This is a genomic window from Verminephrobacter aporrectodeae subsp. tuberculatae, assembly GCF_026127385.1.
GTDB lineage: Bacteria > Pseudomonadota > Gammaproteobacteria > Burkholderiales > Burkholderiaceae_C > Acidovorax > Acidovorax aporrectodeae.
The window spans coordinates 1,862,677-1,886,112 of the sequence record NZ_QZCX01000001.1 but is presented as its reverse complement, the minus strand read 5'-3'; the positions used below and the strand labels follow the sequence as shown (position 1 = coordinate 1,886,112).

At 64.5% G+C, this 23,436-nt stretch carries 18 protein-coding genes and 1 pseudogene; 16 read left to right on the top strand and 3 right to left on the bottom strand.

The annotated features are described in order from the left end of the window. Nucleotides 1-9: 9 nt before the first annotated feature. Nucleotides 10-1,080: an aldo/keto reductase gene (locus D5041_RS08170; protein ID WP_265284408.1), complete on the bottom strand. Its 1,071-nt coding sequence runs from the start codon at nt 1,078-1,080 to the stop codon at nt 10-12. 220 nt (nt 1,081-1,300) lie between these two features. Here D5041_RS08170 and D5041_RS08165 point away from each other — a divergent pair. From D5041_RS08165 to D5041_RS08100, 14 genes and pseudogenes are all read left to right on the top strand, one after another. Continuing rightward, nucleotides 1,301-3,176 (top strand): annotated as a pseudogene (locus D5041_RS08165) (glutamine--tRNA ligase/YqeY domain fusion protein). 29 nt (nt 3,177-3,205) lie between these two features. Beyond that, on the top strand, nt 3,206-4,501 hold the full coding sequence (locus D5041_RS08160) for an AAA family ATPase (protein WP_265284328.1): 1,296 nt from the start codon (nt 3,206-3,208) through the stop codon (nt 4,499-4,501). Further along, complete coding sequence (locus tag D5041_RS08155; RefSeq protein ID WP_265284327.1) at nt 4,494-5,003, top strand: hypothetical protein; 510 nt, start codon at nt 4,494-4,496, stop codon at nt 5,001-5,003. The genes D5041_RS08160 and D5041_RS08155 overlap by 8 nt, the downstream gene beginning before the upstream one ends. 187 nt (nt 5,004-5,190) lie before the next feature. After that, complete coding sequence (locus tag D5041_RS08150) at nt 5,191-6,135, top strand: MurR/RpiR family transcriptional regulator (RefSeq protein WP_010107539.1); 945 nt, start codon at nt 5,191-5,193, stop codon at nt 6,133-6,135. A 52-nt stretch (nt 6,136-6,187) separates the two neighbouring features. Next, on the top strand, nt 6,188-7,159 hold the full coding sequence (locus D5041_RS08145; protein WP_265284407.1) for an isoaspartyl peptidase/L-asparaginase family protein: 972 nt from the start codon (nt 6,188-6,190) through the stop codon (nt 7,157-7,159). Nucleotides 7,160-7,208: 49 nt separating this feature from the next. Next, on the top strand, nt 7,209-7,910 hold the full coding sequence (locus D5041_RS08140; RefSeq protein ID WP_265284326.1) for a creatininase family protein: 702 nt from the start codon (nt 7,209-7,211) through the stop codon (nt 7,908-7,910). 43 nt (nt 7,911-7,953) lie between these two features. Continuing rightward, complete coding sequence (locus D5041_RS08135; RefSeq protein ID WP_265257760.1) at nt 7,954-8,931, top strand: ABC transporter permease; 978 nt, start codon at nt 7,954-7,956, stop codon at nt 8,929-8,931. After that, a complete protein-coding gene (locus tag D5041_RS08130; protein ID WP_265257761.1) occupies nt 8,928-9,836 on the top strand; it encodes an ABC transporter permease in 909 nt (302 codons plus the stop codon). Before D5041_RS08135 ends, D5041_RS08130 begins: the two co-directional genes overlap by 4 nt. After that, entirely contained in the window at nt 9,833-10,861 is a 1,029-nt protein-coding gene (locus tag D5041_RS08125; RefSeq protein ID WP_265284325.1) for an ABC transporter ATP-binding protein, read from the top strand. The genes D5041_RS08130 and D5041_RS08125 overlap by 4 nt, the downstream gene beginning before the upstream one ends. Beyond that, a complete protein-coding gene (locus D5041_RS08120) occupies nt 10,858-11,844 on the top strand; it encodes an ABC transporter ATP-binding protein (RefSeq protein ID WP_265284324.1) in 987 nt (328 codons plus the stop codon). Before D5041_RS08125 ends, D5041_RS08120 begins: the two co-directional genes overlap by 4 nt. Before the next feature lie 39 nt (nt 11,845-11,883). Beyond that, nucleotides 11,884-13,482, top strand: a complete 1,599-nt coding sequence (locus D5041_RS08115) for an ABC transporter substrate-binding protein (RefSeq protein WP_265284323.1) — start codon at nt 11,884-11,886, stop codon at nt 13,480-13,482. Between the two features lie 40 nt (nt 13,483-13,522). Beyond that, nucleotides 13,523-14,770, top strand: a complete 1,248-nt coding sequence (locus D5041_RS08110) for an aminotransferase class I/II-fold pyridoxal phosphate-dependent enzyme (RefSeq protein ID WP_265283243.1) — start codon at nt 13,523-13,525, stop codon at nt 14,768-14,770. 170 nt (nt 14,771-14,940) lie between these two features. Further along, nucleotides 14,941-15,828 carry an Rpn family recombination-promoting nuclease/putative transposase gene (locus tag D5041_RS08105; protein WP_265284322.1) on the top strand — a complete coding sequence of 296 codons (888 nt, stop codon included), beginning with the start codon at nt 14,941-14,943 and terminating at the stop codon, nt 15,826-15,828. A 181-nt stretch (nt 15,829-16,009) separates the two neighbouring features. Then, nucleotides 16,010-17,161: an MFS transporter gene (locus D5041_RS08100; RefSeq protein WP_265284321.1), complete on the top strand. Its 1,152-nt coding sequence runs from the start codon at nt 16,010-16,012 to the stop codon at nt 17,159-17,161. A 275-nt stretch (nt 17,162-17,436) separates the two neighbouring features. Here the strand turns inward: D5041_RS08100 and D5041_RS08095 are convergent, their stop codons facing one another. After that, entirely contained in the window at nt 17,437-18,525 is a 1,089-nt protein-coding gene (locus D5041_RS08095) for a DEAD/DEAH box helicase (protein WP_265284319.1), read from the bottom strand. Next, nucleotides 18,510-20,072, bottom strand: coding sequence for an ATP-dependent nuclease (locus D5041_RS08090; protein WP_265284318.1), 1,563 nt, complete (start codon nt 20,070-20,072; stop codon nt 18,510-18,512). Before D5041_RS08090 ends, D5041_RS08095 begins: the two co-directional genes overlap by 16 nt. 229 nt (nt 20,073-20,301) lie before the next feature. Here D5041_RS08090 and D5041_RS08085 point away from each other — a divergent pair, with 229 nt between their 5' ends. Together D5041_RS08085 and D5041_RS08080 are read left to right on the top strand one after the other, a co-directional pair. Next, entirely contained in the window at nt 20,302-21,834 is a 1,533-nt protein-coding gene (locus tag D5041_RS08085; protein WP_265284317.1) for an NAD-dependent succinate-semialdehyde dehydrogenase, read from the top strand. Then, entirely contained in the window at nt 21,827-23,218 is a 1,392-nt protein-coding gene (locus tag D5041_RS08080; protein ID WP_265284316.1) for an aspartate aminotransferase family protein, read from the top strand. Before D5041_RS08085 ends, D5041_RS08080 begins: the two co-directional genes overlap by 8 nt. The last annotated feature ends 218 nt before the right edge of the window (nt 23,219-23,436 follow it).

The following is a 23,436-nucleotide window of genomic DNA, read 5'->3' as shown; positions in this document are numbered from 1 at the left end:
GGGTGCGCGTCAATCCACCCGGGCCACATCCTGCACCGGCGCGATCGGCGCGTCCGCACGCAACAGGCCTTCGCGCCTCAGGTCCTGCCACAGCGCGTCGGGAATCGGTGCCGCCATGGAAGCAACGTTGCCGCGCACCTCCTCGGCCGTGATCGCGCCGGGAATGACGCTCACGACGGCGGGATGCATGAGCGGAAACTGCAACGCCGCGTCCCGCAGGGCGACCCCGTGCGCCTGGCACACGCGCTCGATCTCGCGCACGCGCCGCAGCACCGGCTCCGGTGCCGGCGCGTAGTTGAAGCAGGCGTCCGGCTTGGCGCCGCTGGCCAGCACGCCGGAGTTGAAGGGCCCCCCGATGACCACGCCCATGCCCCGGCTCTGGCACAGGGGCAGGAAACTGTCCAACGCCTCCTGCTCCAGCAGGGTGTAGCGGCCCGCCAGCAGGAACAGATCGACGTCGCTGTTGCGCGCCACGGTTTCGCACACCTGCCACTCGTTGACGCCGATCCCGATCGCGTCCACCACGCCCTGGCTGCGCAATTCGGACAGCGCGCGCAAGCCGCCGTCGAGGAACTCGCGCGTGCGCCGGGCGCTCGCTTCGGCGCTGCCATGGGTAAAGATGTCGATGTCGTGGCAAAGCGAAATGTCCACGCGATCGAGCCCGAGGCGCTCGAAGCTGGTCTCGAAGCAGCGCAGCACGCCGTCGTAGGAATAGTCGTAGACCACCTCCCGCGAAGGAACGTCGAAGAACTTGCCGATCCCGTCCCGGTGTTGCGCGTCGGTGCGGCGCAGGATGCGCCCCACCTTCGTGGACAGCAGGAAGTCGCCGCGTGGCCTCTCGCGCAGAAAGGACCCGACGCGCACCTCCGCGAGACCGTAGCCGTACAGCGGGGCGGTGTCGAAATAGCGCACGCCGCCGGCCCACGCGGCCTCCAGCGTGTCGAGCGCCTGGCGGTTCGGGATCGGGCGATACAGGTTGCCCAGCGGAGCGCTGCCAAAGCCGAGCGCGCTGAAGTCGAGTGGCCGTCCGCTGCGGCCTTGGTATCGTCGGCCAGGAAGGGTTGCCGGGGCTTGGCGCATCACGGATCGCTTTCCAAAAAAAACAGTGGGGAAGTATGTGGACGCTGCCAGAGCGCATGCGATGCACGCGCGCATGCAAGGCGGCGCACGCGCACTGTATGCGCCGCGCATCCGACGCCCTGCCCGTGTTTTCCCTGGTGCGCGGAGCCCAATGGAAGTGATCCCGTGCAAGGTGGCCGCGAGCCCGAGGGCCCGGCAAGCCGCCGCCTAAAATGGCCCGATGAGCACCCCGACACCGGCCCCCGCGAGCGCAGCCGCCCCCGAAGCCGCCAAACCCGGCAACTTCCTGCGCCAGATCATCGAGCACGACCTGGACCTGGGCACCTACGCCAGCCGCCGCTGGGCCGGATCGCCCGGCGACGCCACGCACCACGCCCGGGGCGAACCCGACCCCGCCCGGATCCGCACCCGCTTCCCGCCCGAGCCCAACGGCCACCTGCACGTGGGCCACGCGAAGAGCATCTGCATCAACTTTGGCCTGGCGCGCGACTACGGCGGCGTGTGCCACCTGCGCTTTGACGACACCAACCCCGAGAAAGAGGACGCGCAATACGTCGACAGCATCATCGACGCGGTGCAATGGCTGGGTTTCGACTGGCGCCAGCCAGGCAACGACCGGCCCTACCAGGCGAGCGACTACTTTGGCTTCATGTACCGCGCGGCCGAATACCTGATCGAGGCCGGACACGCCTACGTGGACGAGCAGACGGTGGAGCAGATCCGCGTCAACCGGGGCGACTTCGGCAGGCCCGGAGTGAACAGCCCCTTCCGCAGCCGCAGCCCGGCAGAAAACCTGGCGCGCTTTCGCGAAATGCGCGACGGCCTGCACGAGGACGGCTCCATGGTGCTGCGCGCCAAGATCGACATGGCCAGTCCGAACATCAACATGCGCGACCCGACCCTCTACCGCATCCGCCGCGCCACGCACCACAACACGGGCGACACCTGGTGCATCTACCCCATGTACACCTACGCGCACCCGATCGAGGACGCGCTCGAACAAATCACCCACAGCCTGTGCACGCTCGAATTCGAAGACCAGCGCCCCTTCTACGACTGGCTGCTGGAGCGCCTGAGCGAAACCACGAAGCACCCCGACGGACGCACCATGGGCGGCCTGCTGCCCGGCCCGCCCCCGCGCCAATACGAATTTGCACGCCTGAACCTCACCTACGTCATCACCAGCAAACGCAAACTGGCGCAACTGGTGTACGACCACAAGGTCAGCGGCTGGGACGACCCGCGCATGCCCACCCTCGTCGGCCTGCGGCGCCGCGGCTACACCCCCGCCGCGCTGCAACTGTTTGCCGAACGCATCGGCGTGAGCAAGAGCGCCAGCTGGATCGACTACAGCACGCTCGAAGGCTGCCTGCGCGAGGACCTGGAGTCCAAGGCGCACCGCGGCATGGCCGTTCTCAACCCGGTGAAACTCGTGCTCAGCAACTGGGACGAAGCCATGGGCGCAGGCCATCTGGAGCCCTGCACCCTGCCCGCCCTGCCCCACCCGCCCCGAAGGCGTGGACAACCCCATGCGCCACTTCCGCCTCGGCAAGGAGGTATGGATCGAACGCGAAGACTTTGAAGAGACCCCCCCCAAGGGCTACAAACGCCTTTATCCGCCCCGGCCAGGGGCTGGCGGTGAAACGCTCCAGGGAAACAGGGTGCGCCTGAAGGGCGGCTACGTCATCGAGTGCAGCGGCTGCACCAAGGACGCCTCCGGCAAGATCACCGAGGTGCAGGCCCGCGTGGAGCCCCACACCAAGAGCGGCACCCCCGGCGCCGACAGCGTCAAGGTCAGGGCCGCCATCACCTGGGTGGGCGTGGCCGACGGCGTGCCCGCCGAAGTGCGCATGTACGACCGCCTGTTCCTCGACGCCCAGCCCGACGCAGGCGGCAAGGACTTCATCGAAAGCCTGAACCCCGACAGCCTGAAAGTGCTGACCGCCATCGTCGAGCCCTCGCTCGCGAACGCCAGACCGGACGACAAGTTCCAGTTCGAGCGCCACGGCTACTTCGTCGCCGATCGGCTGGACCATCGGGCCGGCGCGCCGGTGTTCAACCTGGCTGTGGGGTTGAAGGACCGTTGGGAAAAATAACCGCACTGCCAGATGCATGGAGGATGAAAGTGATTACTGAACTCCGGCTGGAGAACTGGAAAAGCTACGAGAAGTCTTCGCTGCACATCGATCCATTGACGGTACTGATCGGGGCAAACGCCAGTGGAAAATCCAATGCTCTCGACGCTTTCATTTTCCTGCACCGCATTGCATCGGGAACAATGCTTACAACAGCGTTGAAGGGAGAAGATAAAGCATTGCCAGCCATGCGGGGTGGAGTCGATTGGGCAGCCCAAAGACCAGGCAGCAAATTTGCTGTCGGAGCCATTTTCAAAGCCGATGAATCCACCGATTACGAATACCGCATCGAATGCCGGGTTTCTGAAAATCGCTGCGACGTGACTTCCGAACAGCTGATCAGGAAAAAATACCGGACGAATAAAGACAAAGAACGCATGCCACTTTCAGGTGGAGTCCACTTGTTCAAGACAGACTCCTGCCAGGACATGGCGCCCAACGTCGTTGCCCGCCTGTATAACGGGACGAAAGGCGCACCCAAGGTGCTTGGCCGTACGCACGCAGTTTTGTTTCAGCTGGATGGACAAAAACTGCGCCAAGAAATCCAGGACGGTGTCACTCTCGCCATTTCCCGTCTCAAAGAAATTTTTTATCTGGACCCGGTTCCGTCGCACATGCGCGATTACTTGCCGCTCTCTGACAAGCTGGACTCTGATGCAAGGAACATCGCGGGAGTCATTGCCGCCCTCCCGAAGGCCCAGCAGGGGGAAATAGAGCACGTGCTGACACAATATGCGAGCAGACTGCCCGAACGAGATATCCGGCGTGTCTATGCGGAAACCGTGGGAAAGTTCAACTCCGATGCCATGCTCTATTGCGACGAAGATTGGCAGGGAATGGGTGAGCCCCACACGGTCGATGCACGCGGAATGTCCGATGGAACCCTGAGGTTTCTGGCAATCCTGACAGCGCTCCTGACGCGCCCCAAGGGAAGTTTGTTGGTCGTCGAGGAAATCGACAATGGCTTGCATCCTTCTCGCGCCAGCATGCTTCTGGAAATGCTCAAGACCGTTGGAGCGGAGCGCGAAGTCGACGTGCTGGTCACGACGCACAACCCCGCACTGCTTGACGCAATGGGCACCGGGATGATTCCGTTCATCACCATCGCGTACAGGGACAGGACGACGGGCCACAGTGTTCTGAAGTTGCTCGAAGACATCAAACAACTGCCACAATTGTTGGCACAAGGAACGGTCGGACGCTTGTCGAGCAAAGGCTTGATTGAAGGATCGCTACAGCAGCAGTCTTTTGATTTCGAAGCGTTGATCGAGCCTGGCAATGTCTAAAGTCCTGGTCCTCGATACCTCGATCCTTTGCTGCTGGCTTCGAATCCCTGGAAAAGATACGGCAGGTCCGAGAAATGACCCATGGGATTTTCATCGGATTGATGCGCTGTTGACTGCCGAGAAGAAGTTGGGGAGCCTGTTCGTTTTACCAATCGCCAGCTTGATCGAAACGGGAAACCATATTGCACAATGCAATGGAGCTCGATTCGAGCTGGCAACAACTCTGACAAAGCACCTGCTCAGATCCATAAAAGCAGATTCCCCGTGGGCAGCATTCACGGCGCAATCTGCTCTCTGGGAGGCAGACAATCTGCAAGCGTTGGCCAATACCTGGCCCCAATTGGCTGCCGGAGGTACCAGCATTGGCGACGCCACGATAAAACATGTTGCCGAATACTACGCTTTGGCTGGATTTGAAGTTCAGATCATTACTGGAGATCAGGGATTGAAGGCATACCAACCCGCCCGGCCCCCCCGCCTTCCCCGCCGACGGGGCGGTTGATTCTTGCAGTTCCCGTCCAGACAGGGCTGAGCTTCCTCCCTGAGGACCCCCTGCCTTCCCGACAACGCGACCGCGCCCTTGGACCTCGGGGCTCCATGCGAGGACACCCGACGCCCCATCCCCGGGGACGCCGGCATGGATGAAAAAAAAGATTGCAAAAAACGCGGGACATGAAAAAATAGACCCAATGGCGCGCCCCACCCCCCAACCTCCCGCCTCGACGACGATGTTCGAGACCCCGGCGATGCAGCGCATCATTCGCCTCTACCCGTCGCTGTCACGCGCGCAGCAGCGCATTGCGGACCATGTGCTGCACCATGTGTTCGACGTGGCGACGGCGTCCATCGAGGAATTGGCGCAGGCCACCGGCGTGTCGGTGGCGACGGCGAATCGTTTCGCGCGCACCATCGGCCATGAGGGCTATCCCGAGTTCCGCGCCGACCTGCTGCAAACCTTCAAGGCGGCGCTGGAGCCGGTGGAAAAGCTGCGCGCACGCCAGACCGGCGCACTTGCGCACGACACCCTGGCCACGGTGATGGCGCAATCGGCCGACAACCTGGAGGCCACGGCCCGCATGCTCAGCGCGCACACCTGCGAACAGCTGGTGCGCGCCTTGCGGCAGGCTGAGCGCGTCTACATCGTCGGCTTTGGTGGCAGTGCCTTTCTCGCCAGTTCGGCGCTCCACCATCTCGACCCCCATTGCCGCAACGCACACCTCATCGGCGGAGAGGGTGGCGGCGAGCAGGCGGTGCGGCGCATGAACAAGCTGCGCGCCAAGGACCTGGTGCTCGGCATTTCATTTCCACGCTACTCGGCCGACACCGTGCGCCTGATCGACTTTGCCCAGCAGCGGGGCGCGCTGGTGGCGGCGCTGACCGACGGGCCGGCATCGCCGCTGGTGGGCTTTGCGCAGCACGTTCTCTACGTGAAGGCCGACAGCACCCTGCTGTCGCACTCGAACGTCGCGGCGCTGGCTGTCATCGAGGGGCTTGGCGCCGCCCTTGCGCAGGAGCATCCCGACGCGCTGGCGCAGGCGCGCGATCTGACCGGGCAGCTGATGCCCTACCTCTACTTCGAACGCGCGACTGCCCCGCGCGCCCGGTCTGCCGCGCGTGCCAAACGCAAGCCCTGAATCCTCCCGATCCGACCGCCGCCCGCCCGGGGGCGACGGCCGCCTTGCGCCCGTGGTCGCCATCCATGGCGGCGCGGGAACCATTAGCAGGACCCGCATGACGCAGCAAGGCGAGCAGGCGCACGCGCAGGCCCTGCGCGACATCCTGCTGGCCACGCAAGACGTTCTGCACGCGGGCGGCAGCGCGCTCGACGCCGTGACCCTGGCCGTCCGGCTGCTGGAGGACTGCGAGCTGTTCAACGCGGGGCGCGGTTCCGTCTTCACCCGGGACCAGACGCATGAGATGGACGCCGCCGTCATGGAGGGCACGGGACTGCGCGCCGGGGCGGTTGCCTGCGTCAAGCGGGTGCGCAACCCCGTGCTCTCGGCGCGCCTGGTCATGGAGCGTTCCGAGCATGTGCTGCTGGTCGGCGAAGGCGCCGATGCCTTCGCCCAGGTTCACGGCATGGCGATGGTGCCCGCTTCCTATTTCTCCACGCCCGAGCGTTTGCGCCAATTGCAGCGTGCCAAGGAGTCGGGGGGCGCGCAGCTGCTTCTGGACCATGACGGCGCGAGCCTCGCGGATGGCGCGCAGCAGGCCCCGGCGGGCGCGCCCCTTGATGGCGACACCAAGCACGGCACCGTGGGTGCGGTGGCCTGCGACGCGCAGGGCCATGTGGCCGCAGCCACCTCCACGGGCGGCCTGACGAACAAGATTCCGGGCCGCGTCGGCGACACGCCGCTGATCGGCGCTGGCTGCTATGCGGACGACGCGACCTGCGCCGTTTCGTGCACCGGCATCGGCGAGGCGTTCATGAAGGCGGTCGCCGCGTACGACGTGGCTGCGCTCATGGCGTATGGCGGACTCAGCCTGGACCACGCCGCGACGCGGGTGGTGCAGCACAGGCTCGGCCGCTTCCATGGGCGCGGCGGATTGATCGCGGTGAATGCGCATGGCGAGGTGGTGATGCCCTTCAACACCGAAGGCATGTACCGCGGCCATGCCCGGGTGGGCGCGGAGCCGGTCGTCGGCATCTACGCCTGAAACGCGGCGCAGGGGCGTAGCGCTCGCGGCGGAATCGAAAGGAACACACATGCGAATCCGGGATTGCAACTGGATGCAGATCGAGGCCTATCTCCAGCGCGACGACCGCGTGGTCCTGCCCATTGGCAGTACCGAGCAGCACGCCTACCTCAGCCTGTGCACGGACGCCATCCTGGCCGAGCAGGTGGCGGTGGACGCCGCGCAAGCCATCGGGGTGCCGGTCTACCCCGCGTTGCCCTTTGGCCTTTCGCCCTATTTCATGGCGTTCCCCGGCACCGTGTCGCTGCGCGTCGAGAGTTATCTCGCGCTCATCCAGGACATGCTCGATAGCGTGGCCGCGCATGGCTTCAGGCGCATCCTGATCGTCAACGGCCACGGCGGCAACCAGCCCGCGGCCAGCCTGGCCATGCAATGGATGGCACGCAATATGCAGGTGCGGGTCAAGTTCCACAACTGGTGGAACGCACCCAAGACCTGGGCCAAGGTCAGGGAGATAGACCCCGTGGCATCGCACGCATCCTGGATGGAGAACTTCAGCCACACCCGCATCGCGGGCGTGGGGCAGCCGCAGCACCAGCGGCCCATGATCGACCTGGAGCGCCTGCGCCAGATGCACCCCGGGGAGGTGCGCCGTTACCTGGGCGATGGCAACTACGGCGGGCACTACCACAAGCCCGAAGACGTGATGCAGGCGCTGTGGCAGGTGGCGGTGTCCGAGACGGCAGAGGTCCTGGACGGCCCATGGCTATGACCGGCAAGGCGATGCGGGCCGTCGGCCGCCCGGAGGTGGCGCGGTGCTGAACTTCGTGCTGCGCCGCAGCGTGCAGGCGCTCGCCGTGCTGCTGCTGATGTCGCTTCTGGTGTTCGCGGCCGTGTACGCCATTGGCAACCCGATCGACATCCTGATCAATCCGCAGGCCGATCAGGCGCTGCGCGAGGAGACCATCGCACGCTACGGACTCGACCAGCCGGTGCTGCTGCAATACCTGCTCTTTCTGAAGAACGCGCTCGCGGGCGATTTCGGCACCTCCTTCATCTACGACACCCCGGCGCTGGGCCTGATCCTTTCCTGTCTTCCGGCGACGCTGGAGTTGGCGCTGGTCGCGATGCTGCTGAGCGTGTCGCTGGGCGTGCCCCTGGGCATGCTCGCGGGCTACCGGCCGCATGCGTTTTCGACCCGGCTCATCATGGGCGCGACGGTGCTGGGCTTCTCCGTTCCGGCGTTCTGGATGGGTCTGATGCTCATGCTGCTCTTCGCCGTGCAACTGGGCTGGTTCTCTTCGGGCGGGCGCGGCGAGACCGTCGCGCTATGGGGTGTCGAATGGTCGGTTCTGACCCTGGACGGCTGGCGCCACCTGCTGCTGCCGGCGCTCAACCTGGCGCTCTTTCGCTTGGCGCTGATCGTGCGGCTCACGCGCGCCGGCGTGCGCGAGGCCCTGCTCGCCGACTACGTGCTCTTCGCCCGCGCCAAGGGCGTTGCGCCACTGCAAGTGATGCTGCGCCACGTGATGCGCAACATCATGATTCCCATCGTGACGGTGCTGGGCCTGGAGTTCGGGCACATGATCGCCTTCTCGGTGGTGACCGAATCGATCTTTTCCTGGCCGGGCACCGGCAAGCTGGTGATCGACGCCATCCGCACGCTGGATCAGCCGGTGGTCGTCGCGTACCTGCTGCTGGTGGTGTTCCTCTTCATCCTGATCAACACCGCGGTGGACATCCTGCACCCCCTGCTCGACCCGCGCATGCGCCGCCTGGGAGCGAATCGATGAGCGCCGGCCCGCGCGCGAACCCGGCCGCCCCCGGTGGCGGGCTCGTCCAGGCGCTGTGGCGCGACTTCTCCCGGAGCCATCTGGCCGTGGTGGCCCTGGCGGTGCTGGTGCTGGTCGTGCTCGGGGCACTCGCCGCACCCTGGATCAGCCCGCAAGACCCCTACGACCAGGCCGCACTGAACCTGGCCGACGCCCGCCTGGAGCCCGGCAGCACGGGATCGGGCGGCTACACGCACGTTCTGGGCACCGACGCGGACGGACGCGACCTCTACAGCGCCATCGTCTACGGCACGCGCCTGTCGCTGGGCATCGGGCTGCTCGCGGGGCTGATTGCCTTGCTGCTCGGAACCATGCTCGGGCTGCTGGCGGCGTTTCGCGGCGGTTGGGCGGAGAGCGCCATCATGCGCGTGGTGGACCTGCAGCTGTCGTTCCCGCCGCTGATGCTGGCCCTGGTGCTGGTCGCTTCGATGGGGCAGGGCAAGCTGCAGGTGATCGTGGCGCTGGTGGCCGCGCAGTACGCCTATTTCGCGCGCACGGTGCACGGCGCGGCCTCGTCGGAGCGGGAAAGGGAATACATCGAGGCCGCCGCCGCCATTCCCCTGCCGCCGTACACGGTGGCCGTCGGCCATTTGCTGCCGAACGTGCTGCCGCCGCTGATCGTGGTCGGCACGGTACAAATTGCCAGTTCCATCGTGCTGGAGGCCACGCTGTCCTTTCTGGGCGTGGGCCTGCCGGTCACCGAGCCCTCGCTGGGAACGCTCATCTACCGGGGCTTCGAATACATGCAAAGTGGCCGCACCTGGATCAGCGTCTACCCCGGCGCGGCGCTGGTCATCCTGATGCTCGCCATCAATCTGGTGGGCGACCAGCTGCGCGACGCGCTGAACCCGCGATTGAAGAAATGACCCCCCGGCCATTGCCCTTGCCTGCCACGGCGCTCCATGCGGCGGCGCCGACCCCGGTCCTCGAAGTCCGGGGATTGAAGACGCACTTCCACACCGACGCCGGCGTGCTGCGGTCGGTCGATGGCGTGTCGTTCACGCTCGGGCGCGGCGAGATCCTGGGCATGGTCGGCGAGTCGGGGTCGGGCAAGAGCGTGACGGGCTTTTCCATCATGGGCCTGGTCGATCCTCCCGGGCGCATCGTCGCAGGCTCGATCAAGCTCAACGGGGTCGAATTGGTGGGGCGCCCCGAGAAGCAGCTGCGCGCCTTGCGCGGCCTGAAGATCGCCATGGTCTTTCAAGACCCGATGATGACCCTCAACCCGGTCCTGCGCGTCGCCACCCAGATGGTCGAAGCGATCCAGGTGCACGAAGCGGTGGGCCGGCGCGAGGCCATCGAGCGCGCCCGCGCGGGCCTGATCCGAGTCGGCATCGCGGCGCCGGACGAGCGCCTGAGGGCCTACCCGCACGAGCTCTCGGGCGGCATGCGCCAGCGCATCGCCATCGCCATTGCGCTGCTGCACAGGCCCGATCTGATCATTGCCGACGAGCCGACCACGGCGCTGGACGTGACCATACAGGGCCAGATCCTGGCCGAGGTGCAGCAGCTGGTGCGCGACGAAGGCGTCTCGGTGCTGTGGATCACGCACGACCTGTCGGTGGTCGCCGGGCTGGCCGACCGGGTCTGCGTGATGTACGCGGGCCGCGTCGCCGAATACGCCGGCGTGGACGCGCTGCTGGACACCCCCTTGCACCCGTATACGCAGGGCTTGATCGGGTCGGCGTCGAGCCACGCGAGGAAGGGCGCGCCGCTCTACCAGATTCCGGGGATGACCCCCTCTCTGTCCGAACTGCCGCCGGGCTGCGCCTTTCAATCACGCTGCCCGCGCGCCGACGCGCAATGCACGCGGCCGCCCCCGATGCAGGAGCGAACGGCGGGACACCGTCTCTGGTGCTGGCATCCGGCGCTGCAAGGAACTGCCGCATGAGCCTGCTGCAACTGAGGAACATCTCCAAGCGCTTTGCCACGGCGCCGACGCTGGTGCAGCGCGTGGGCGCCGCGCTGGGGCGCGCCAGGCCGCCGGCGACCGTGCACGCGGTCAGCGACGTGTCGCTGGAGATCGCGCAAGGCGAGGTGCTGGGCCTGGTGGGGGAATCGGGCTGCGGCAAGTCCACGCTGGCGCGCGTGGCTGCGGGAATTCAGCTGGCCAGCAGTGGCCAGGCCCTCTACCGGGGCCAGCCCGTGGCCGTGCAACGCGGCACGCGGGTGCACAAGAGCACGCGCCAGGTGCAGATGATTTTTCAGGACCCCTACGCATCGCTCAATCCGCGCCACCGGGTCGAGCGCATCGTCGGCGAGGGCGCGTTCGTGCATGGCCTGATCGACAAGCCGGGGCTGAGGGACTACGTCTGCGACTGCATGCTGCGCGCGGGCATCGATCCGGCTTACCGCCTGCGGTACCCGCACCAGTTCTCCGGCGGACAACGGCAGCGCATCGGCGTGGCCCGGGCACTGGCCATGCAGCCGGAGTTTCTGGTGTGCGACGAGGCAGTGGCCGCGCTGGACGTGTCCATTCAGGCGCAGGTGCTGAACCTCTTCATGCAGCTGCGCCAGGATTTTTCGCTGACCTACCTCTTCGTGAGCCACGACCTGGGGGTCGTGCGCCACTTGTCCGACCGGGTGGCCGTGATGTACCTGGGGCGTCTGGTGGAACTGGCGCCGGCCGAGGACATCTTTGCACGCGCGAACCACCCCTATACCCGGGCCCTGCTGGACAACATGCTCACGCTGGATGCACGGCGCCGGCGCTTTCGCGCGATTCAGGGCGAGATCCCTTCGCCGCTCGATCCGCCCAGCGGTTGCGCATTCCATCCCCGCTGCCCGCACGCCCTGCCCCGCTGCAAGCAGGAGACACCGCAGCCCCAGCGCATTGCACCCGGGCATTTCTCGGCCTGCCACCTCAACGGCTGAGCGGCCCCGCATCCTTCACCATCCAACAGGGGAAAACACATGCAAGTCCTGAAATACGCCGTGCCGAGAACCGTGCTGGGAGCCGCCCTGGCCGGCGCGATGCTGTTCGGCGCCACCGCCGCGGCGCATGCGCAGGAGCTCAGAATCGGCGTGCGCGCCGGCCCCGAAGCCATGGACCCGCACTACATGGCCATCGGCAACCAGATCGCCGCCATCAAGAACGTCTACGAAGCGCTGGTGTCGCAGGACGAGCAGCTCCGGATACAACCCGCGCTGGCCACCGCATGGAAATTGCTCGACGACACCACCTGGGAGTTCAAGCTGCGTCCCCAGGTCAAATTCCATGACGGCAGCGAACTGCACGCGCGCGACGTCAAGTTCTCGCTCGAACGGGTGCCCAGGGTGGCGGGACCGAATGGCGGGCTGGTGATCAACACGCGCAACATCACCGAGGTGCTCGTCCTCGACAGCCTGACGGTGCGCATCCGGACCTCCATCCCGAATCCCTCGCTGCCGCAGGATCTGGCGCGCATCATGATCGTTCCGGCGCACATTGGCGACGACGCCCAGGTGGCTGCGTTCAACAGCGGCAAAGCGGCCATCGGGACCGGCCCGTTCAAGCTGCTGTCCTTCAAGCCCCGCACCGAGTTGCTGCTCGAGCGCTTTGATTCCTACTGGCGCGGCCCCGCCGACTGGAAGCGCGTGCAATTGCTGGAAATCTCCAACGACGCGGCGCGCCTGGCCGCGCTCGCGTCCAGGCGCGTGGACCTGATCAACTTCGTGCCCTATGGCGACGTCGCCAAACTCAAGAAGAACAGCGACTACACGGTGCTGCACGGCGATTCGATCTACATCTTCTTGCTCTACCCCGATTTCAGGGCGCAGAGCGACCTGATCACCGACAAGGCGGGCAAGCCCCTGGCGAGCAATCCGCTGCGCGACAAGCGGGTGCGCGAGGCGCTGTCGCTGGCGGTGGACCGCAGAACCATCGCCGCGACGGTGCTCGAAGGCCTGGCCAAGCCGGCCAATCAAATCATCGTGGACAAGTTCTTTGGCGCCATCGAGAAACCGGCGCCAGCGCAAACCAATCTCCAGAAAGCCCGGGAACTGCTGGCGCAAGCGGGGTATCCGGACGGCTTCGCGCTGCCGCTGCATTGCACCAGCGACCGGCTGCCCGGCGACGCCGCGCTGTGTTCCGCCCTCGGCCAGATGCTGGCCAAGGTCGGCCTGGGCGTGAAAGTCAACGCGGTGTCCCGCACGGTCTTCATTCCGGCCCGCGCGCGGGGCGAGTACGTGCTGTCGCTGGCCGGCTGGGGCTCGCTCACCGGCGAAGCCGGCTACACGCTCGCAGCCCTCGCGCATACCAACGACAAATCCAAGGGCTTTGGCGCGTTCAACTTCACGAACTACTCCAACCCCGGCACGGACGCGGCGATTTCGGTGGCGATGCGCGCAATGGACAGCGACCGGCGCCGACTGCTCCTGTCCGGCGCAATGCAGGCGGTGCAGGAGGACTACGCCATCATCCCGCTGGTACAGCTGTCCTCGGTATGGGCCACGCGCGCGAAAACACTGGCGTTCACACCGCGCGTGGACGACGAGACCCTTGCCTATTTCATCCAGGCCGTCAAGAAATAAGGCGCCGCCTACGGAACCCACGGAACCCACGGAACCCCCGATGAAGCAGTTGCTCAGGAGCCAGTGGACGCAGACACGGCGCTGGCTGCAAGGCAAACCGGTGCGCCTGCAACCGCTGCTTTGCGCGACGCTGGACAGGGACGACGTGGCCCTGGCCCGCGCCTGGCGCGCGCAACCCGGGCAATGGCAGTCGCGCGCGCCGGTGGACGAATTCACGCGCCAGTTTTGCCACTGGCTGGGGGTGCGCCGCGGCTGGGCCTTCATGGGCGGGCGCGCGGCGCTGTACGCCATCGTGCAGGCCCTGGAACTGAAGGCCGGCGACGAAGTGGTGCTGCCGGCATTCACCTGCCAATGCGTGCTCAACGCCTGCACGTACCAGGGCGTGCGTGTGCGCTGGGCGGACATCGAGAACCAGAGTTTTGGCATGGACGCCGACGCCCTGTCCAAGGTGCTCGGCCCCGCGACCAAGGCGATCATGATCCAGCACAGCTTTGGACTGATCAACCGGGACTTCGAGCGCCTGCTGCAACTGGCGCGCGAACGGGGGCTGTGGGTCATAGAGGATTGCGCGCACGCCACCGGGGCCGAATGGCGTGGCCGCAAACTCGGCACCTTCGGGGACATCGCGCTCTTCAGCAGCGAGCGCTCCAAGATCATCAACACCATTCACGGAGGCATCGTGGTCGCGCAGCACGACACGCTGGCGCGGCGCATGGACGCAATCCACGCGCGCGCCGCAGTGCCCAGCGACGCCGAGATCGCGCGCCTGCTGAATACGGTCGAATACGGCTGGTACGTGCACAAGCACCGCTGGCGCCCCTTCACCGCCGCCTGGGCCGAGTGGCGCTTTGGCGCGCAAGTCCTCGCGCAAATGCAGCCCGAGGAATTCGAAGGCCGCTTCGTGCCACGCTACGCGCAGCGCATGGTCGCGCCGGTCGCGGCGCTGGGACTGAACCAGTTGGCGAAGATGGCGCACTACCAGGAAAAGCGGCGCGCGGGCGCAGCGCACTGGGACGCCTGGTGCGACAAGCAGGGCCTGCGCCGGCCCCTGGTGCTGCCCGATTCGCAGCCGGCGTATCTGCGCTACCCCGTCCTCGTCGAGCCGCAGCAGCGCGCGGACCTGCGCTGGGTCGCGGACAGGCTGGGAATGACCGCCGGCGTCTGGTTCAGCAGCGTCACGCACCCCGTCGCGCGCGACAGCGTGGGCTGCCCCGTGGGCGAGGACGCGGTGCGCCGCGTGCTCAACCTGCCGACCATTTTTGTGGAAGCGGTCCGGGCCAGCCCCTGAGCCAGCCATTCCCGTTCAGCGCGCCGGTGCCGTGATGCACACCCGGCAGGTCCATGCAAGGCATTGCTTGCCATGAAATACACTGCGGCGTCGGGGGCCGTCGGATCCGTTGGCGCAGCGCGCCCACGCCTCGCCGACGGCGTGTTCCATGCCAACCGGAGTCCTCGCCCATGAATCTGAGCTACCTCGACCCCAAGATCGATCTGGTCTTCAAGCGCATCTTCTCGCGCGCTGATCTGCTCAAGGATTTTCTCAACGCCGTTCTGCCGCTGGACGCTCCGGTCGAAACGCTGACCTATCTGCCCGCCGAACAGGCGCCGCAAATCCCGGGCATGCGGTTTTCCATCGTCGACGTCAAATGCCACGACCAGAGCGGCCAGGTGTTCGTCGTCGAGATGCAGATGCTGTGGACCGACGCCTACTTCTCGCGCATCCTGTTTGGCGGCGCGCAGGCCATCGTCAACCAACTCTTCTCGGGCGCACCCTACCAATCGCTGTGCCCGGTCTACTCGGTCACGGTGCTCAACGACGTTTTCAAGCAAGATGCCAACGAGAAAGACTGCTGGCTGCACCACTACAAGATCACCAAACTCGCAGACCCCGGAGATATCCTGCAAGGCTTGCAGTTCGTCATCCTGGAACTGCCCAAATTCACGCCCCAAACGCAGGTCGAAAAACGAGTGACCGCGCTGTGGCTGCGCTTTCTGCGCGAGGCCGGCAAGCCGGACTTTGTCCCCGACGAGAGCCTGCTGTCCTACGCGCCGGTCGCCGACGCGGTCAAGCTCACCGAGTTCGCAGGGTATAGCGCCGTCGAAATCGAGAACTACCAAAAGTATCTCGATGCGCTGCGCAACGAAAAAAGCGTGCTGCTCGATGCCGTGACAAAGGGGCAAACTGAAGGGCGGACCGAGGGACGGACCGAGGGACGGATCGAGGGACGGATCGAGGGACGAACGGAGGTTGCGCGCAATCTTTTGCCGCTGCTCGATGACGAGGCCATCGCGCAAGTCAGCGGCCTGACCCTGTCGGCCATCAAAAAGCTGCGCGAAGGGGCTTGATCCGTGCATGACAGAGGTCCCTCCCCCAAGTGCCTCGGTGAGGCCATGAACATCGTCAGAAGGCAGGCCCCCCCGCATGGCCTTGCTTGTCGCCAAACGGGCAAGTCGCCATCGGCGGGCCGCAAGTCTTCGGCTCAGCAGTTGGCGTTCAAGGTACCTGTGCAACGACTGGAGCTATTTCATGAATGAACGGCGCCACGCAATGCCCCTGGCGTTTGCACTGTGCGTCATCACCGCCGGCGTCAACTTGCAGGCACCGCTGTACGCGACCTACGCCCGGATCGACGGTGTGGGTGTCATGGCCACGACCATCGCCTTTTCCTTCTACGTCGCGGGGGTGCTGCCCATCCTGCTGGCGCTCGGCGGCTTGTCTGACCGCATCGGCAGGCGGCGGGTCATGCTCATTGCGCTGCTGCTGTCTGCCTCCGGCACCGGCCTGATGCTGGCTTACCCGCATATCCCCGCGTTGGCCCTGGCCCGTTTCGTCCTGGGCGCCGGCACCGCGCTCATGTCCGCCACGGCAACGGCTTACATGATGGAGTTGATCGGTTCGGAAGACACCTCTGGCGCCGCCAATTGGGTCACCGCGAGCACCTCCATCGGCTTCGGCCTGGGCCCGGCGCTGACCAGCGCCTGCCTGATGTTTCAGGAGACCGTGCGTCCCCCGAGCTTTCCGCTGCACCTGGCGGCCACGGCACTCGCCGTCTGTCTGGTGTGGCGACTGCCCGAGACCGCGTCCCGGCGCGCAGGGGCTCCCGCGTCGATGCTGCGGCTACCCTGCTTTACCCGCAAGGGCCTTTGGTATGGCAGTGCCATCTTGCTGTGCTGGGCCACCACCGGACTGGTGATTTCCATCCTGCCGTCGGCGCTGGCAACGCATGGTCTGTCCATGTATTCCGGTCTGTCCACGATGCTGGCGATCAGCTGCGGCCTGCTGTTCCAGCCCATGGCCCGAAAGCTGGAGCCCGGCCGCTCGACAAGAATCGGCCTGTTGATCCTGCTGCCTGCCTACGCCATGTTGGCGTGGGGGGCCTGGTCAGGCACCTTGGTCGCCGTCCTCGCAGGCTCCCTGCTTGCCAGCAGCGCTTGTTATGGCTTTGTCTATCTGGGCGGCCTGGCCGGCACGGCCAAGGCGGCTGCGGCCCCCGAGAGAACCCGAGCCAGTGCAGCCTATTTCCTGATGGCCTATATCGGCTTTAGCGTCCCCGTGGTCTTTACCGGGCTGATTGCCGACCACTACGGCATGCCCATTGCGCTGCTTGCTTTCGGGATTCTTCTGCTTGCGGGCACGGCCATGCTGCTGCCCACATGGAAGCGACCCGCCAAATGCTAAGGGCAAGGGGAGGCGCTGCGCGCAGGCAGAACGCAGAAGAGATGGCCAAAAACGCCAGGATTCCAAGCCGAATGGCCGAGACACCCTGCTGGCTCGGAGCAGAGCCCGAGAGCCCGGCAACGTCCGCCGAGACGCGACCACCTTATTCGCTGCGCAGTAAATATTTCCGAAGCATAGAATATCCGCCATCGCTCGTTCCAGATTCGAAAGGAACTGGCAGCGACGATTCGATCGAGATTTTTGGGGAGAAAGAAAATTGAACGCACGGCCGACTATCAAGCCTTCTTCCCCTTGAAGCGGCGTCGCTTCGTCGCCACCTCAACGGCAGGTGACACTGGCCACACAGTCTTGAATCCGGCAAGCAGCTGCTCTGTCACTAGATAGAGGTTGCCACGAGCTCTCGAGAAAGCCACGTAAAGCTTATTACGCGTCAGTGGAGCAGCCTCTTGCAGCTTCTTCGCAGTGAAAGCCTCGGAGGTCGTCTTGTTCAGCACGACGCAAACATCCATATGATGATCATCTCCTTTGGATCCGCCCCAGTTCTGCGAATAACAGCCATAGTCGTGATGTTTTTGGTAGAAGAGTTTTATGGTTTTGTCGTTTGCATGCATACGGTTGGCATCTTCTTGCGATTCCAGAAAACGCATCTCCGTGGCGAAGTCGGAATGAGACTGGATATCGATACCCAGATGCTCGCGAATAAAGTTGCAGATGGTCGGACTGCAACGATGGCTTTTAGCAAGTGACGTTGTGTCCACGCGCAACCCCGCATCGGCGAAACGCTTCTTGTACTTCTCATAGTCCTCATGAAGTGTGGCATTTTTCCTACCGTCATGGCTTGTTACATAAGTATGCTGGAAAAAGTCTCCGACCAGGAGAATGTCAACTTTGCAGTCGCATAGTCTGAGTATCAGGTCGAAGTCATACCCTCCCATATCCTGTACTTCGTCGATACAAACCACGTCGAAATACTTTTCGACCCGGGCTGCTACATCGTCCATCGCTTGTTCTGCGATGAGGAGCGCAATTCTGCTGTGATACATCCATTGCGCCCCATCGACATAGTAGTCGCGCTCTTTTGCGCTGGCGCGACCTCTCGGAGGCTGATTGAACGTTACTCCACGGGTACGCCATTCCATGGCCAGAACTGGCCGGTAGCAAAAGCCATAGAGAAACGAGAAATAGGTTTTCAGGACGATGTTCGGTGGCATGTGGCCGAACTTCTCGATGATTTTTCGACGTAGATTGGTGAAGTTGTTGTCTGTGTATGTCAGGAGCAAGAAACGCCGCTCTAGATCCAGTCCATTGACGATGCGCGTCGTTTTCCCGGCTCCGGCAACGGCAAAAATTACGCTCTTATCCATACGATTGCCTCAGACAGGTATGCCGGAGCTGAGAGGGCTGCTTCCTTCTTGCTCAGTAACTCGAAGGCGGCTTCGGTCTTGTTTTTAAGCATATAATCCTGCGCTGTCAGTTTGACGCGTCTCGGTAGGAACAACTCATCGCAGATAGTTTTGTTGTCCTGATAGAAGCAAATCTCGAAGGTGTCGCGGCCCGGGTCCTTGTCAGAGAAGATTCGAATGTGCGACACGGCATAGTCTGCATAACGGTCCACACAATTGCTCTGGTAGTCCCCATCGTTGTCTCGAACGACGGCTGTCTTGATGCCGAGCAGTTTCGCCAGATCCAGATAGCGTTTGAAGCTTGTGCCACCAACAGATATCACGTGGACGCCGTCTTTTTCGAGCGTCACCTCGCCCGGGTGCTTCTTGTAGAGGGCGTCGAGCAGGATGAATTCCGCATCGCCTTCGACCAACATGACTTTGGCGGAGAGTGCGAACTCAAGAACGTTATTGTCGGGCGCCTTAATGAAGAAGGTAGCTGTCTCCTCAGACAAATCCTTCAGCCTCACAGGACTATCCCCCTTGCCGAGCAGTACCGCCTTTCGAAGGTCTAGGCGAGCGCAAATCTGGTTACTGTGAGTAGCAATGAAAAGCTGCTTTTTCTCAGACTCGGAGATGCGCGCAATGAGCCGCTTCATGTTTGAGTGGCTCAGGTGATTTTCAGGCTCTTCCAAGAGCAAGACGTCCAGACTGTGGCCGGCATTGTTTCTCATCAGCGCAAATTCTGTCTTGATCAGGCACTGCCGTCCCTTTCCCTTGCTGTTGATGGGGATGTCTTGCTCTGTGATAACCAAATCGCTCTCAAGGTTCGATCGAGGATCTGTCCGCACCGCGAACTTGTAGTTCGGCAATTTTTCGTTGAGATCACCCAGCGACCCACTCTTAAATACAGATTTGCTCTTCCGATACAAATTCTCATGCTTGTTTCGCTCCAAGACCGTCGCATGCGCAGAGTAGACCGAGCGGGTGTACTCCCTTGTGGCATATTCGTTGTTGATCAGCGAACTGTCGATCACGAGATGCTTGATTGGCCGCCTCTGAGAGTAGGGTTGATCTGCAAAGGTCGTGAACTTGATCGCATAGAACTCAAAAGGGAAGTTGTGGTGTTCATCCTTCAGAACTTCCGCGATCTCCTTGCTGTATTCATCGATGGGCTCGCATGCCATGCGCAGACCATCGCGCATGATCCCTTTTGAATTGTTCTTCCCGTTGAGATCGGCATTGTTCTGCTCGGAAAGATAGATCTCGACGAAAAGCTTAGGTAGATCCTCGTATTTTTTTTCGCCATCCAAGAACCGCTTGACGACGTCGAGGTTGAAGAGCGTTTCGAGCCCGATCGCTTCGACCTTGCTGCGGCTTCCGCTAAGTACCAAGTCCAGTGCCAGTAGGACTGAGCTCTTGCCAGCCTCGTTGTCGCCAATGAGGATATTGAGGCTTTCGTCGCACTCCAGTTCGAATGTCTCGAACCGCTTGAAATTGGACAGGATGATTCTTGTTATCGTCTTCATTCGGATGCCTTTGCGGTGAGGGCCTGTTGGATGTACGAGAGGACTGCGTCGAGCAGTTCCTTGGATTCTATGGGATCGTCGCCGTGCCACCAGCACACCCATCCCATCCGGCGTTCTCTCGCAAAAGCGGCGCATTATCGAGATTCCTTCGGCGCCGCCACGGTGTTTCAGAAGCACTCTCGCCGACCCCATGCCTAGACTCCCGCAAAGCCAAGGGAGAACTGTTTTCATGCATGCACTGACCCATAGCGCCGCAGCGGGCCTGCATCCGGCCCTGGATCGGCTTTCGGATCGCGGGCTGCTCAGGGAGTGCGCTTATATCGGCGGGCGCTGGAGCGCTGGGGAAAGTGAGAAATTTGCCGTCACCGACCCGGCGAGCGGCATGTTGTTGGCGCGCGTTGATGCGCTTGGCGCGGCCGACGCGCGCCGGGCCATCGACGCTGCGTCCGGCGCCCTGCCGGAGTGGAAGGGCATGCTGCCCGCGGCGCGGTCCGAGCTGCTGCGCCAGTGGCATGCGCAAGTGCAGTCGGCGCGCGAGGATTTGGCGCTGCTGATCACGCTCGAACAGGGCAAGCCGCTTGCGCAGGCGCGTGGCGAGGTCGCCTACGCTGCGTCCTTTATCGCGTATTACGCCGACGAGGCGCTGCGCGTGAACGTCGAGGGCGTGACCAGCCATTTGCCGGACGCGCGCATGTGGCTCCAGCGCGAACCCGTTGGCGTGGCCGCGCTGCTCACCCCCTGGAACTTCCCGTGCGCCCTGCTCACGCGCAAGGCGGCTGCGGCGCTGGCGGCCGGCTGTACGCTGGTGTCGCACCCTTCCTCGCATACGCCGCTGTCGGCCCTGGCGCTGGCCGAACTCGCCGGGCGCGCGGGCCTGCCGCCCGGCGTGTTCAACGTCGTCACGGGCGACGCGGGCCCGATTGCCGAGACCTATTGCAGCGACGGGCGCGTGCGCGCCATCAGCTTTACGGGATCCACCGAGATCGGGCGCATCGTCGCCCGTGCTGCGGCCTCGAGCGTGAAGCGCGTGGTCATGGAACTCGGCGGCCACGCGCCGCTGATCGTCTTTGACGACGCCGACCTCGGGCGCGCCGTGGACATTGCGCTCGACGCGAAATTTGCCACTTCGGGGCAGGACTGCCTCGCGGCCAACCGCATCTACGTGCAGCGGCGCCTCTACGCGCGCTTCTGCACGGCCTTTGCCCACAGGGCCGCCGGTTTGCGCGTCGGCGAAGGGCTGGACGAGGCCGTGGATATCGGCCCGCTGATGCACGCCGGCGTGAAACGCAAGGCGCAGGCGCAGATCGCCGACGCCCTGCAGCGCGGCGCACGCCAGCTCACGCCGCAGCGCGCCGTTCCGGGTCCGCTGTTTCTTGCGCCGACCGTTCTCGCCGACGTTCCGGACGCGGCGCTGATCATGCGCGAGGAGACCTTCGCCCCGGTCGCGGCGCTGTGCCCGTTCGACACCGAGGACGAGGTGCTCGCGCGGGCCAACGACACCGAATACGGCCTCGCCGCCTACGTCGTGACGCGCGACGGCGCGCGCGCCGCGCGCATGGCGAATGCGCTGGACTACGGCATGGTGGCCATCAATCGCGTGAAGATGACCGGCGCGCTCGTCCCTTTTGGCGGGATGAAGCAATCCGGGCTCGGCCGCGAGGGCTCGCGCCACGGCCTCGAAGCCTTTACCGACTTGAAATACATCTGCCTCGACCTGCAGCGCGAGCACACGCTTTCCAACGGAGACCCCCACCATGCTTGATCCAACCGAACCCGCCACGAATGAACTGGGCGCCTGGGACCGCGACCATCTCTTTCACCCCTCGACCCATATGGCGCAGCATGCGCGCGGCGAGACGCCGAACCGCGTCATCGTCGGCGCCGAGGGCGTGTACATCATCGATCGGGAGGGCCGGCGCAGCCTCGACGCCTTCGCCGGGCTCTACTGCGTGAACGTCGGCTACGGCCGCAAATCGATTGCCGAAGCGATCGCCAGGCAGGCGGCCACGCTGCCCTACTACCACGCCTACGCCGGCCACGGCACGGAGCCCTCGATCCGGCTCGCCAAAATGATCATCGAGCGCGCGCCGGCGGGGATGAGCCGGGTCTTCTTCGGCCTCTCCGGCTCGGACGCGAACGAGACCAACCTCAAGCTGGTCTGGTATTTCAACAATGTCCTCGGACGGCCGGAGAAGAAAAAAATCATCTCGCGCTGGCGTGGCTACCACGGCTCGGGCGTGATGACCGGCAGCCTGACCGGGCTTGCGGCCTTTCACAATCAGTTCGACCTGCCCAAGGCGCCGATCCTGCACACCGAGGCCCCGTACTACTACCGCCGCGCCGACCGCAGCATGGGCGAGGAGGCTTTCTCGCAGCACTGCGCCGACAGGCTGGAAGCGCTGATCCAGGCCGAGGGGCCGCAGACCATCGCGGCCTTCATCGGCGAGCCGATGCTCGGCACCGGTGGCATCGTTCCGCCGCCCGCGGGCTACTGGCCCAAGATCCAGGCGGTGCTGAAGCGGCACGACATCCTGCTCATTGCCGACGAAGTCATCACCGCCTTCGGACGGCTGGGCAGCATGTTCGGCGCCGGGCATTACGGCATCGAAGCCGACCTCATCACCGTCGCCAAGGGCCTGACCTCGGCCTACGCCCCGCTGTCCGGCGTGATCGTCTCGGAGAAAATCTGGCGCGTCCTGGAGCAGGGCTCCGACGAATACGGACCGATAGGCCATGGCTGGACCTATTCCTCGCACCCGCTGTGCGCCGCAGCGGGCGTGGCGAATCTCGAACTCGTTGACGAGCTCGACCTCGTTGCGAACGCGCGCACCGTCGGTGCCTATTTCAAGGGCGCGCTCAGCGACGCCGTGGGCGGCCAGCGCTGCGTCGGCGAGGTGCGCGGCGAGGGGCTGCTGGCAGCGATCGAACTGGTGCGCGACAAGGACGACCGGGTCTTTTTCGACGCCAGCGAAAAGGTCGGCCCACGCGTCGCGGCCGCGCTGCTGGCGCACGGTGTCATCGCGCGCGCCATGCCGCAGGGCGACATCCTCGGCTTTGCGCCGCCGCTGTGCCTGACGCGGCAGGAGGCCGACACCGTCGTCGATGCCACGCGCAAGGCGATCGCGCAGGTCATGGCCGAGCGCTGACCGGCGCCCGTATGCATGGCGGACTGGTAACGCGGTCGCGGCGCCGCCGCGTAGCGCCAGTCCCCAGGGATCGTTTGCAAAATATCGCAACCTCCGCGCGCGCCCCGAATGGGGTCGGCGCGGGGGTCCGGCAGTTACGCGCATGGCATATCATTTGCGCAGGCTCGTGCCCCCTCTGCGGGCATGGCCCTGGCCCCACCCTTTCCCGAGAACTCCAG

Bases quoted from the DNA above. Each gene is read 5' to 3' on its own strand.
- D5041_RS08170 (WP_265284408.1), bottom strand. From the start codon at position 1,080: ATGCGCCAAGCCCCGGCAACCCTTCCTGGCCGACGATACCAAGGCCGC.
- D5041_RS08155 (WP_265284327.1), top strand. From the start codon at position 4,494: ATGTCTAAAGTCCTGGTCCTCGATACCTCGATCCTTTGCTGCTGGCTT.
- D5041_RS08150 (WP_010107539.1), top strand. From the start codon at position 5,191: ATGGCGCGCCCCACCCCCCAACCTCCCGCCTCGACGACGATGTTCGAG.
- D5041_RS08140 (WP_265284326.1), top strand. From the start codon at position 7,209: ATGCGAATCCGGGATTGCAACTGGATGCAGATCGAGGCCTATCTCCAG.
- D5041_RS08130 (WP_265257761.1), top strand. From the start codon at position 8,928: ATGAGCGCCGGCCCGCGCGCGAACCCGGCCGCCCCCGGTGGCGGGCTC.
- D5041_RS08125 (WP_265284325.1), top strand. From the start codon at position 9,833: ATGACCCCCCGGCCATTGCCCTTGCCTGCCACGGCGCTCCATGCGGCG.
- D5041_RS08120 (WP_265284324.1), top strand. From the start codon at position 10,858: ATGAGCCTGCTGCAACTGAGGAACATCTCCAAGCGCTTTGCCACGGCG.
- D5041_RS08115 (WP_265284323.1), top strand. From the start codon at position 11,884: ATGCAAGTCCTGAAATACGCCGTGCCGAGAACCGTGCTGGGAGCCGCC.
- D5041_RS08110 (WP_265283243.1), top strand. From the start codon at position 13,523: ATGAAGCAGTTGCTCAGGAGCCAGTGGACGCAGACACGGCGCTGGCTG.
- D5041_RS08105 (WP_265284322.1), top strand. From the start codon at position 14,941: ATGAATCTGAGCTACCTCGACCCCAAGATCGATCTGGTCTTCAAGCGC.
- D5041_RS08100 (WP_265284321.1), top strand. From the start codon at position 16,010: ATGAATGAACGGCGCCACGCAATGCCCCTGGCGTTTGCACTGTGCGTC.
- D5041_RS08095 (WP_265284319.1), bottom strand. From the start codon at position 18,525: ATGGATAAGAGCGTAATTTTTGCCGTTGCCGGAGCCGGGAAAACGACG.
- D5041_RS08090 (WP_265284318.1), bottom strand. From the start codon at position 20,072: ATGAAGACGATAACAAGAATCATCCTGTCCAATTTCAAGCGGTTCGAG.
- D5041_RS08085 (WP_265284317.1), top strand. From the start codon at position 20,302: ATGCATGCACTGACCCATAGCGCCGCAGCGGGCCTGCATCCGGCCCTG.
- D5041_RS08080 (WP_265284316.1), top strand. From the start codon at position 21,827: ATGCTTGATCCAACCGAACCCGCCACGAATGAACTGGGCGCCTGGGAC.